Annotated in this window: 8 protein-coding genes; 3 read left to right on the top strand and 5 right to left on the bottom strand. The window is 45.1% G+C overall.

Annotated features, from left to right (window positions below):
* The 4 genes from D8S93_RS13420 to D8S93_RS13405 form a co-directional block, all read right to left on the bottom strand.
* The gene (locus D8S93_RS13420) at positions 1 to 684 is read right to left on the bottom strand and encodes a transglutaminase-like cysteine peptidase (protein ID WP_005392134.1); all 684 of its coding nucleotides are present in this window, start codon (positions 682 to 684) and stop codon (positions 1 to 3) included.
* Between the two features lie 114 nt (positions 685 to 798).
* Positions 799 to 2,190: an HlyD family type I secretion periplasmic adaptor subunit gene (locus tag D8S93_RS13415; protein WP_124008170.1), complete on the bottom strand. Its 1,392-nt coding sequence runs from the start codon at positions 2,188 to 2,190 to the stop codon at positions 799 to 801.
* 172 nt (positions 2,191 to 2,362) lie between these two features.
* Positions 2,363 to 3,589: a sigma-54-dependent transcriptional regulator gene (locus tag D8S93_RS13410; RefSeq protein ID WP_054866765.1), complete on the bottom strand. Its 1,227-nt coding sequence runs from the start codon at positions 3,587 to 3,589 to the stop codon at positions 2,363 to 2,365.
* Entirely contained in the window at positions 3,582 to 5,456 is a 1,875-nt protein-coding gene (locus tag D8S93_RS13405; RefSeq protein ID WP_152813828.1) for a sensor histidine kinase, read from the bottom strand. The genes D8S93_RS13410 and D8S93_RS13405 overlap by 8 nt, the downstream gene beginning before the upstream one ends.
* Before the next feature lie 115 nt (positions 5,457 to 5,571).
* Here D8S93_RS13405 and pdxH point away from each other — a divergent pair, with 115 nt between their 5' ends.
* Positions 5,572 to 6,207, top strand: coding sequence for a pyridoxamine 5'-phosphate oxidase (gene pdxH / locus D8S93_RS13400; protein WP_005392142.1), 636 nt, complete (start codon positions 5,572 to 5,574; stop codon positions 6,205 to 6,207).
* A 72-nt stretch (positions 6,208 to 6,279) separates the two neighbouring features.
* Here pdxH and D8S93_RS13395 read toward each other — a convergent pair whose 3' ends face one another.
* Positions 6,280 to 6,999, bottom strand: a complete 720-nt coding sequence (locus tag D8S93_RS13395) for a PAS domain-containing protein (RefSeq protein ID WP_005392144.1) — start codon at positions 6,997 to 6,999, stop codon at positions 6,280 to 6,282.
* Positions 7,000 to 7,973: 974 nt separating this feature from the next.
* Here D8S93_RS13395 and D8S93_RS13390 point away from each other — a divergent pair.
* Both D8S93_RS13390 and putA read left to right on the top strand, forming a co-directional pair.
* Positions 7,974 to 8,786 carry an AraC family transcriptional regulator gene (locus tag D8S93_RS13390; RefSeq protein WP_006740882.1) on the top strand — a complete coding sequence of 271 codons (813 nt, stop codon included), beginning with the start codon at positions 7,974 to 7,976 and terminating at the stop codon, positions 8,784 to 8,786.
* 406 nt (positions 8,787 to 9,192) lie between these two features.
* The gene (putA, locus tag D8S93_RS13385) at positions 9,193 to 12,324 is read left to right on the top strand and encodes a bifunctional proline dehydrogenase/L-glutamate gamma-semialdehyde dehydrogenase PutA (RefSeq protein ID WP_152813674.1); all 3,132 of its coding nucleotides are present in this window, start codon (positions 9,193 to 9,195) and stop codon (positions 12,322 to 12,324) included.
* Positions 12,325 to 12,329: the final 5 nt, after the last annotated feature.

Below are 12,329 nucleotides of genomic sequence, written 5' to 3'. Positions count from 1 at the left end.
TCACTCGTCATAGTTAATTTTAGGTTTATTTAACTGCAACTTACGTTCGCGCGAGCGTAAGTCATTCCAAAGGCTCAACCGTGATGCTTTCCCTGCCAGCTCTCCAGTGCTAGCAGAAGACTTCATCAACCACAGGTTTGTACCATTAAAACTGTATATCGGTAGCAAGTCGCTACGTTTAGAGGCTCGGACAATATCAGGGTTGATATTGTCGAGAATGAGCGGCTCAGAGCTTGGGGTTGGGTAGTAAGCTAATACCATGTGAAACTGATTCAGTTCGATGGCTTTTACGTAGATCAAACGCATCTTAGAATCTGGTATTCCTAGCTCGAGTAACGAGAAGTACTTGGCGATGGTGAAATCCTCACAATCCCCTGCATTACTCCCTAAAAATTCGAGTGGCGTAGCCCAATAATCTGTCTTTCCCCACAGTTTTATGTCGTCAACAAAATACAGCTGGTTAAAAAAGTCGTTGACGCCAGCGAGCTGTTCATGTGTCTCTAATTGTTTAAATAAGTCGAGGTTTTTTCGCCATGTATTTACGCGCAATCCCGCACGTTCGCCGTACACCGCTGTGACCGTATTGACCCATTGTTGTTCTTTACTGCTTAACGCACCAATTTGGAACGAAAAACAACTTAAACTGATTAATAATGTAACTTTACGCTTCAAATTGGATCGCATATTCGACTCATATCACAAGTATACTCTTCTAAAGGGTTCGTCAGTGAGAAACAAGTGCTTTTTATTTAATCACTTATCGCTCAATACTCGCCGTTGTGAGTACCTTGGTGTGATTTACTCCTTCAAGGCGTTCGTTTTGGCACTTAAAATCGGTTTAAGTAGATATTCCAAAACGGTTCGCTTCCCTGTGATGATATCGACCGATGCCGTCATTCCTGGAATGATTGGTAAATCTGCATCTTGACCAAAATTCGTTTTATCGGTGCGGACACGAACGATGTAAAAGCTATTTCCTTCTTCATCTTGGGTTGTATCTGCGCTGATGTGCTCCAATTCACCCTCTAAGCCGCCGTACTTAGTGAAGTCGTAAGCCGTAAACTTCACGATGGCGTGTAGGTCCGGGCGCAAAAATGCAATGTCTTTGGGCGCAATTTTCGCTTCTACTAATAACGTATCTTCAGTTGGTACAATTTCGACGATATCCATGCCTGGCTGGATAACACCCCCAACGGTGTTGATGTTCAGCGTTTTGATTTTGCCTGTTACTGGCGAGTTCACAACGGTTCGATTAACTCTATCTTCTAAACCCACTGCTGATTCAACCAAGGCAGATAACTGGTCTTGGGCGCTATTGAGTTTCTCTTGCTGTTCAGAGCGGAATTTGAGCGCAACATCAATGCGATTAAGCATGGATTCTCGAATTGCTGACTTTAGTACCGGGATTTTGAGCTCACTGGAAGTCATTTCGCGGCGGGTGTCGTTGACTTGGCGTTGTAATTTGAGTAATTCAATACGAGGTACAACACCTTCATCAGCCAACGGTTTGGTGATGTCTAATTCTTTCTTTGCATATTGATAGCTTTGACGTAAGTTCCTTACTCGCGCTTCAATCTCTACTAAGTCCTGCTGCTTTTGCTGAACTTGTTGGTCAATCACCGAAAGTTGGTTGCGTAAATTGTCTAAATCTTCGCGGTACTCTGCTTTCTGGCGCTGAGTGAGTTTCGGCTGAGTTTCTTCTAAAGTTGGCGGAAAGGTCAGTTTGCCATAATCGAGTACTACGCTTTGGCGCCAGTTTTCCGTTTCAAAATCACGCTTCACAGCAACACTGTTGATTGAAGCTGAGAGTTGCAGAACAGACGCAGTTAGGTTGGCAACTTGTTGTTCACGCTCACGAAAATCAGAGCGAAAGCGAGTGTCATCGATCAGAAGTAACTGCTGACCTTTTTCAACCAACTGACCTTCTTTGACTAAAATTTCTTTGACTAAGCCACCTTCTAAGTTTTGGACAACTTGAATCTGTGAAGAAGGAATGACTTTTCCCTGACCAACAGTGACTTGGTCGATTTCAGCCCAAGATGCCCAGCCTATTGCAGCAATAAAAAACAACACCATCACCCAGAGCATCAAACGTGCGCTGTTGGGGGTGTTGAGGAGCAATGCTGCAGTTTTGTCGTCAACAAAATCCAACTCTTCATTGTTGAGTTTGTTGTAGTTATCTCGGCTCATCACAGTCCCTGCTTATATAAATGCTGATTATCTTTTTGATCTTATTATTATTAACCGATCATGTCAGTATGCTCGGCGAATAAAAATATGAGACGAAGACCATTCTCTCTCCGAATGAGCGTTTTCAATGCTTCTCTAGCAAAAGAAAAGTGGAGATACCGTCAGAGTATGGCTATTGCGCCTTGAACTTGGTTTTATCCAACTGATGTTTTTTTAGTTTGTCGTACAAGGTTTTGCGTGATACCTGTAATTCTAGTTGAACCTCTTTGAGTCTGCCTCGGTGTCTTTGTAGTGCATCGAATAATAAGCAATATTCAAAGTATTCTGTGCGCTGAGTCATACTCTGAATTTCGATACTTTTTTCACTGTTCCAATCTTCCATTCGGAAGGTATCTGGCTTGAGTGCGCGAAGTTCTGCAAATTGGCGCAGCTGCTTAATATTTTCTGGCCATTCTAAATCGGTCAGATGTTTGACTTCTTCTAAGCTAATGTGTGGCGGTTGAAGCTGATAACGGCTCGCTGCGTGGCGTACAAAGTGCTTATATAAAGGCCCTATATCTTCCTTTCTTTCATCGAGTGTCGGTAAGTGAATTAGAGTAGCCAGGGCTTTGATAGACGGATCAACTTGGGTTGTCGCACCAAAAACACGCTCAAGTTTCGGGTGGTTAAACAAGCATTGCCATTGTTCATATGAGACATGCTCAGCACTATGTAAGTACAAGCTGCAATGGCTTTTTCCTTCAATCAAGCGATGTATGGCTTTATCGAGGGCTTCTAATGAAAGCTCATAGAGATCCTCACCAGAAGCGGCGATTAACTCGCTGTCTGGCGTTGCATGTATGTCGTGGGCAAATTGTGCGGCGAGCCGGCGACCTGTGCCATCTTGACCAACAAAAATGAGCGGCTGGTTCGTTGGTGCGCTGATCAAAGCGCGACGAATGCTTACCATGGCTTTACTGTGACCAATCATTTTCGGACCAACATGAGTTTGCATGTCGAGCTCTTTCTTAAGCCAGATGTTTTCCTGCAATAGATTCAACTTATCGCCAGCATTATTGAGCGACTTCATAAGTTGTTCCGTTGAAAAAGGCTTTTCGAGAAAGTCGTACGCGCCGCTTTTCATCGCATCTACCGCGGTTTTCACATCTCCATGTCCGGTAAGTACGATAAATTGAAAGTGATCGTTTTTACTTCGCAACGTTCGCATGAACTCCAATCCATCCATCACGGGCATATGGATATCGGTGATGATGATCGCTGGCGTATTTGGGTCGATAACGCGTAAGGCTTCCACGGCGTTTGGTAAGCAGGTGACGTCTATCCCTTCAATAAGCAGTGCTTGAGCGACGGCATCACGAATATGTGGTTCATCATCAACAAAGAAAACGGGATTATTCATGGTTGTTTTCCACTTCTGGGTTGCGTTGGTTTTGGATAGCGATTGGCAGTGTCACGATAAAGGTCATGCCTCCTGCTTGTTGTTCCGTGTTCTGATGTTTATAAGCACTGAGTGAACCGTGATAGCTTTCTAAAATGCGTTTGGAGATGGTCAAACCTAATCCTAAGCCCTCTGGCTTAGTCGTAAAAAATGGGTCAAAGACTTTTGCTAGGGCTTCGTCCGACATGCCGGGCCCGTTGTCGGAAACAAGAATGTCACAGCTGTCATCATGACACTGAACGGCAATAGATATTTGCGGATCAATGCAGTAGTTTTCCATCGCTTGTGCAGCGTTGTGGAAGAGATTGATCAGAACTTGCTCTAACTCAACGCTGTGAATTGCTAGCTTCACATTATAATCGATGGCTGGGACTTTTAATGTCACCCCTTGTTTAATGAGTTTGTTGCTCAAAATGCTGGTGGCAGTATGTACTGCGTCGTGCAGTACCGCGATTTCATTGTGTGAATCGTGCGTGGCTTTCCGAGTAAAGACTTTTAAGCGAGCGATCACTTCCGAAATGGTGTCATTGAGTGTCAGCATTTTGCCCAAGTTGTCGGCGACCATTGGGTATTTTTCCATTGCCAACAAACGCTGCGAGTTTTCGGTATAGGTTCTTAGTGCGGAAAGTGGCTGATTTATCTCATGATTAATACTGGCAGAAAGTTCTCCCAACAATGCCAATTTCGCGGCTTGAGTCAGTTCTTGTTGTGTTTGTTTAAGCTCTTGTTGGCTTTGCTCATATTGGCGGATGGTCTGTTGTAGCTTTTGGTTGGCCTCACTCAACACTAAGGTTCGTTGCACCACTTTTTCTTCTAGGCTCACATTAAGGTCGGCTAGGCGTGCCTTGTTCACGAGTGTTTGGAACCACGCCAACGCAATCAGCGCAATGAGCGCATATAGAATCAGGAAGACGATATCAGCCTGTAAAACGGCGGCAAGGACAGTGTTGTGGTTTATCAAGGCAACGACGCGAAATCCTTTATCCAATAAATGTGTCGCGTATGCGAGGTAATTAGGTGAGAGGAGCAATTGATTATCAGCAAACTCGGTGACGCCACTTTGCGCGGTAAGCTCACCAAAATACTCTGGTAAGGTATCGCCATACTGACGCGTTTCGGTAAGCTCGTTTATTGCACTCGGTGACAGCGGGAAGAGTGCACGATAGCGCCAGTTAGGCAAATTGCTCATAAACACGACATTGTGTTTATCCGTGATGAGTACGTCCGTCGTGGTTTGCGAAAGACGCTGTTCCAACTGCTCCAAATTCACTTTTACCGTGATCACGCCAACGACCTCATCATTTACCCAAAGCGGAGATGAGAAGAAGTACCCACGTTTATTTGAACGAACGCCTAACCCGACATATTGAGCAGGTTCACCGCGTCGCGCATTTTTAAAATAGGGACGATAGCTAAAGCTGGAACCAACAAACGTATCTTCTTGCTGAAAGTTACTTGAGGCAATGACCAACCCTGTGCGGTCATGAACGTAAATCGTATCGGCCAAACTTTGTTTCAACCAATCTGCTAACAATAGGTTGAGCTCGTGAGAGGGCGCTCCGCGTTCTACTGCTTTGAGTAATCTCGGATCGTGACTTAATAGGTTTGGTATCTGTTCAAACTTTGCCAGCTCGTAGTCGACTTCTTGCGACACTTGCGCTGCTTGTCTCTCTAGCTTTTGTTGCCACTGATCATGTTGGTATTGAGTTGCGTAATGATGAGTAAGCGCAAGCCCTGAAATGCCAACGGCACACAGTAGCAATAGAAAATGGCGTAGGGCTTTAGGGTTGAGTAAGTTCACGATCAGCTCACTGGTTTTTTGTGTCATGGTATCAAATGACACACTGTGATGCTGTGAGCGGCAACGATAACAAGCACAATGATGTCCTTGTATTTCCTCAGTATCGGGAGCACAATCGACAAAAACGAGTGAAGGAGTAGAGATGGAACTTGCTGATATTCGTCGTGAGTACACCAAAGGTGGGCTACGTCGTAAAGATTTGAAAGCTGATCCTATTGATCAATTTAATCTGTGGCTAGAGCAAGCAGTTGAAGCGGGCTTAACGGATCCGACTGCGATGACAGTTGCAACGGTTGATGAAAATGGCATGCCGTTTCAACGCATTGTTCTATTAAAAAACGTCGACAAAAATGGCTTTGTATTTTACACCAACCTAGGCAGTCGCAAGGCCCAGCAGCTTGAGCATAACAGCAATATTAGTTTGCACTTCCCTTGGCATCCGTTAGAGCGCCAGGTTCATATTACTGGTGTGGCGGAAAAGCTCACCGCCGTAGAAAATATGAAATACTTTACTTCTCGTCCAAAAGAGAGCCAATTAGCCGCAATCGCGAGCAAGCAAAGTAGCCGTATTTCTGCTCGAGGCGTATTAGAAGGTAAGTTTTTAGAGCTAAAACAGAAATTTGCTAAGGGTGAAATACCGGTTCCAACCTTCTGGGGTGGCTTTCGCGTAAAACCACAGAGCATCGAGTTTTGGCAGGGTGGTGAACACCGTCTTCATGACCGCTTTCTTTTCTCCCAACATGACGGAAGTTGGGACATTGACCGTCTAGCGCCATAAACTCTCGTGCCTCATGAATAAACAAACACCGCCCACTTGGGCGGTGTTTTTGTAGGTAGAAAGTGGCGCGAATTATCGCTCTCCATTCAACACTACCGATAATTGATGCTTAAGCAGCGTTTTGGGTACAACAGAGCCGTAGCCAGCTTCCATTGCTTTATCTATTAGTTCGTTCTTGCTGTTCGCTGCAAACTTATTACGTAAGCGTGCGACGTGTCCTTCAACGGTTTTTGTTGATATGCCCATGACCTGAGAGATGAATTGTGGCTTCTTGCCGTAGAGCAGGAGGAAAAGCGTTTCTTGCTCGCGACATGTGAGTTTCTCTGGTTTTGGTTGTAAATCAGAGAAACGAAAGATGGATTGCTGATTAGGGTTGGTGCTGATTGCACGACAAACCCAATACCCCACTTCAATCACGGCGGTGTCGGTGAGTTCTCTTCCGTAGAAAATGGTCCCTACGATGTTACCATTGTCATCTCGCCACGGTGTTTTAGTAAAGATATGCGCTCGCCAGCGGCCATCTGGATAAGGATGTATATCAAGAATTTTGAGTGACTCACCAGTTTCGATGACGTGTTTATCTTGGCGTTGAAATTCTTGTGCACATTCAGTGGTTGGGCTTGCCATCTCAAAATCAGTTTTACCGACGCACTCCTCGGGCGACGTGTGTCCCAACAGTTCTGCGTATTCCTGATTTACGTAGCGGAATACCGAATCTTTATCTTTGCATCCCCAACAACCAGGTAGCTGTTTAAGGAGGGATTGTTCTATGGTATCGACTGAAATATTCACAAAAGGACTCACTACATACTGCTTTTACCAATACAGAGACGTCCGTGTTGCGTTGTTAATATTGACATTGCCAAGTAGGCAGTCACGTTGCTAGAACACGTTCGTTGATTGGCGCTCAATCCAATTAAGTTCATGGTGTTCGATATTTTCGTCACACAGCGACAAACAACAACGAAATTGAACGAAGAATTTAATTGGGAAAATGGTCTGTTTCATTACAGATATGTGCGCTCACGGATGTCCGCCTGATGTTCGGCTTACAACTCGTATCGTCCTTGATCATGCTTCCTACAACTCAGTTGTAATTTAGTTAGCGTTCATATCACTCATCGAGAGGGAGAACGGTGCCTAAGTCATATGAGAGGGACAGTGAGACGAAAGCTATAATATCAGCTTATGCTATTGTTTTCATTGTTGAGAAGCGAAAAAAAAGCCAGCCTGAAGACGGGCTGGCAACACAAGATATAATCTTGTCGACGTGTAGAAGAGGTTCTAAATTACCTAGCGAGGGTCTGCTAAGTAAGTTAGAGGTATCAATGAGATACCGAGAGCTTTAGATCGTATGCATCTTAAAGCTCGAGGACTAATGTATTGAATCAGAAGCATATTAGTAAGGGGGGAAATCCCTCTATGTTGATTTCAAGAGGTGGCTTTGATCTGTTTATGAGGCGATTTATCTATTTTGAACCGCAGTGTTCTACCAAATAACGGATTGTTCGGTAACAAGGATCTTTATATCTATTGGTTATGTATACGTAAGGTGCTTCTATCTATCCGTTTTTGTTAATAAAATTGGTTGCTCATTGACCGTAAGTTAACCTCGCATGATCATCGTTCCGGAACTATGATCATGTAAACGAACTTGATCATGCTGTTTTGATCTTGTGCGATTGAGTTGGGGAAAAGTTGCAACCCAACAAGGAAGGTATATGATGCCAAGACGTAAGCTGACCGTGTAAAGACGACTGTTTAAAATGAGTGATTCAGATAACCCCAAAGCCCCGCCATATCAAGAGATTATGCTGCCTAAGCCAGCAGAACTGATCACACTTCCGTCTTATATGGACTGCCATGATCATTCTTACACACAGATCGTGATTGGTTTAAAAGGACAAGCCGAATTTGAAGTGCGTGGACGAGGTAATCTTGTCGGTCCTGGCCAAGGTTGTGTGGTAACCGCATGCTCTGATCATGCTTTCGGTGGCGTCATTAATCAATCGGATATTTTGGTGCTGAATATGCCAAAACCGACAAATGATGATCCTGAAATGCTGCAGAAAATCAATAATCTAGAAAGAGACCATGTCTACTTTCAGTTAGACGGTCAAATTCAGAAGCTGATACAGATGTTGGTTCAGGAAATGCGAAACCATCCGGATGATCTGCTGTTAAGTCGTGCGTGCAACGACACTGTGATTGCACTGATGCAGCGCCATATCTCGGCATTTGAGACTAGCCGAAAAGAGTCACGCTTTGATTTGGAGGCGATTGATCGCTACATCGAGCAGCACCTTAGCCATAAGATCAGTGTGGCTCAGTTAGCGGGACGAGTGTTTCTTGGGGAAAGTCAGTTCCATTGCTTGTTTAAGGAGCAGATGGGGATTACACCTCATCAATATGTTCTCGGAAAGCGTATCGACATGGCTCGTGAATTAATCGAGCAAGGCCACCTTTCTTTAGGGCAAATTGCCGAATTCACTGGTTTCTCAAGCCAGAGTACGTTTACTCATACTTTTACTCGCTTACAGGGAATATCGCCATCCCGCTATAAAAAACAAGTTGGATAACAACGCGTATTTTTAGGTCAAATTAGCAGCAATTAGAATAAAGCCATGCAATATGCATGGTTTTTTTGTGTTTTATTCACGTGACCTATCTCTCGTTTTGTTAAATTCTCTGTCCTTTGGTATGACTGATATGCCACTTGATCCTACATTTTCTCTTAGAACGGACGCTTCACAAAAATCTTATTGATATTCCTGACATTTTGTTGTGAATGCAATGAAAAAATTAAAATTTACAACACAAAATATTACCTATTTGAATGTGACTATGTGGATGTTTTGTTATAAAAGCGAGTTTTTGGCAAAAATGTCGTAGTTTTTGACAAGTATTCTTATCGGCCTCAAAATACACTGCCAGCCATTGATAATCCTCGAAGCGGTTTTCGAGGAGTGAGATTGAGGAACACACATGTTTACAGCTACGAACGTGTTGACACCGGAATTTATCGGGCAGCCGCTTGATAAGTTGTGGTCACTGATCTCGCCATTGTATATGGTGGACGAGTCTCAATGGCTAGAGCAACTATTGCCACTAGCGACGCCGACAGAGGATGAAAAATCGGCGGTCACTACCCAAACGACCCAACTTATCGAAGCCATTCGTGCCGATAAGAAGTCAATCCAGATGATTGATGCTCTATTGTTGGAATACAGCTTAGATACTCAAGAAGGTATCTTGCTGATGTGTCTTGCAGAAGCATTAATGCGCATCCCAGATGCCGCGACAGCAGATTCTTTGATTAAAGATAAGTTGAGCGTCGCAGACTGGAAATCTCACCTGAAAAACTCTGACTCTGTGTTTGTTAACGCATCAACATGGGGCCTCATGCTAACAGGTAAAGTGGTTGGTCTTGGTGAGCAAGGCACCCAGAGCCCAGGTCAGGCTGTAAACCGTTTGGTAAATAAATTCTCTGAGCCTGTGATTCGTAAAGCCATGTATCAGGCAATGAAGATTATGGGTCACCAGTTTGTTCGTGGCCGTACGATCGAAGAAGCGCAAAAGAACGGTCGCCCAATGCGCGACAAAGGTTTCACCTACTCATTCGATATGTTAGGTGAGGCTGCGTTAACCACAGCGGACGCGAACAAGTACTTCAAAGATTACCTAATGGCGATCGAAGCGGTAGGTCGAGAGACTTACGGCAATGACACCAGTCCTGCGCCTTCGATTTCCATCAAGCTTTCTGCATTACACCCGCGCTACGAAGTCACAAATGAAGAACGTGTAATGACAGAGTTGTATGACTCACTAATGCAGCTATTGAAACGTGCAATTGAAGTCGACGTTGCAATCACAATCGATGCAGAAGAAGCGGATCGCCTTGAGCTTTCTCTGAAGCTATTTGAGAAAGTGTACCGTAGCGATCTTGTGAAAGGTTGGGGCAAGTTTGGTTTGGTTATTCAAGCCTACTCAAAACGTGCTCTACCAGTCTTGGTGTGGCTAAATGCACTGGCAAAAGAGCAGGGTGACCTTATTCCGCTGCGTTTGGTTAAAGGCGCGTACTGGGACAGCGAAATCAAGTGGTCTCAACAAGCGGGTTACGCTAATTACCCGGTATACACTCGCAAAGAAGCGACGGACGTTGCGTACCTAGCTTGTGCTCGTTTCCTACTTAGCGAAGGTGTTCGCGGTAATATCTACCCGCAATTTGCAAGCCACAATGCCCACACGGTGACGGCAATCGCCGTTATGGCTGAGCACAAAGAGTACGAGTTCCAGCGTCTACATGGTATGGGTGATTCACTGTATAACCATGTTATGGAAATGTATGGTCAGCCAGTACGTATTTACGCTCCTGTCGGTAGCCATGCTGATCTTCTTCCGTACTTGGTTCGTCGCCTGCTTGAAAATGGCGCGAACAGCTCGTTTGTACATCGATTGGTTGATGCGCGTTGTCCGATTTACGAGTTGACTCATCACCCTGTTGATGTGTTGACGGGTTTTGACACGCTACACAACGACAAGATCCCATTACCTGCCGATATCTTCCCTGAGCGTAAGAACTCATACGGCGTCAACATTGATATCGACAGTGAGGCGAAGCCATTTGAAGCGCAAGTAGAAAGCTTCATGGACAATCAGTGGGTTGCAGGCCCGATGATCAATGGTGAGCGTTTTGCCGAAAGCATGATCAAGGAAAATGCGGCTGAGATCATCACCGCACCGTACGATCGCCGAATTGAAGTCGGCAAGGTGGCATTTGCAACACTTGATCATGTTTCCGCTGCAATTGATGCGGCGCAAACCGCTTTCTCTGATTGGAAAGGCGTTCCTGTTGAGCAAAAAGCGGCTTGTTTAGAAAAGCTTGCTGACTTAATGGAAGAAAACCTGGCTGAGCTGGTGGCGATTTGTCACAAAGAAGCGGGCAAGACGATTCACGATAGTATTGATGAAGTTCGTGAAGCAGTGGATTTCTGTCGTTATTACGCGAAACAAGCGCAAAACCTACAGCCATTTGAGCTAGAAGGTTTTGACGGTGTGAAACGCATTTCTAGCCGTGAAGGTCTTGGTGTGTTTGTATGTATTAGCCCTTGGAACTTCCCTCTGGCTATTTTCCTTGGTCAGGTAACGGCAGCACTGATTGCGGGTAACACAGTGGTTGCCAAACCTGCTGAGCAAACAAGCTTAATTGCCGCTCGCGCTATTGAATTAATGCTTGATGCGGGTTTCCCTGCTGGTGTGATTCAGTTACTTACTGGTCGCGGCGCTGAGATTGGTCATGCACTGACTTCTCATGATGCTATTGCTGGTGTGGCATTCACTGGTTCAACGGCAACTGCGCAACGCATTAACGTCACGCTCGCGGAGCGCAGCGCGAAACCGGTTCCGTTTATTGCGGAAACAGGTGGTCAAAACGCGATGATCGTGGACAGTACTGCATTGCCAGAGCAGGTGGTGCGTGATGTGATTCGTTCGGCGTTTGCATCTGCCGGTCAGCGTTGTTCTGCCCTTCGTGTTCTATTTGTACAAGAAGATGTAGCAGACCGTATGATCAACCTGATTCAAGGTGCGATGAATGAGCTGCATGTTGGTTTACCTTACCTACACAAAACGGATGTTGGTCCGGTTATCGACAGCAATGCAAAACAAAAACTCCTTGCTCACCTTGAGCAAATGAGCAAAACACAGACTAAAGTCGCTCAGCTACAGCTGGATGAATCGTGCCAGCATGGTGACTTTGTCTCACCAAGTGCGTTTGAAATCTCGGGCATCGATGTGCTGAAAGAAGAACAATTTGGTCCAATCTTGCACATTGTTCGCTTTAAAGCGTCTGAATTACCGAACGTGGTTGCGCAGATCAACAAGACGGGTTTTGGCTTGACGATGGGTATCCATAGCCGTAACGAAACCACGTACCGTTGGATTGAGAAACACGCTCGAGTGGGTAACTGCTACATCAACCGAGACCAAGTTGGTGCTGTGGTTGGCGTACAGCCGTTTGGTGGTCAAGGCTTGTCGGGTACTGGCCCGAAAGCTGGTGGTCCACACTACCTATTCCGCTTTACTCAACATCTTCTTGCTCAAGCAGAAAACGCATAAGGAGT

It is taken from the genome of Vibrio sp. VGrn 2, assembly GCF_009361695.1.
Taxonomy (GTDB): Bacteria; Pseudomonadota; Gammaproteobacteria; order Enterobacterales; family Vibrionaceae; genus Vibrio; species Vibrio diabolicus.
The sequence above is the reverse complement of the archived record's forward strand: the minus strand, read 5'-3'. Positions and strand labels throughout refer to the sequence as shown.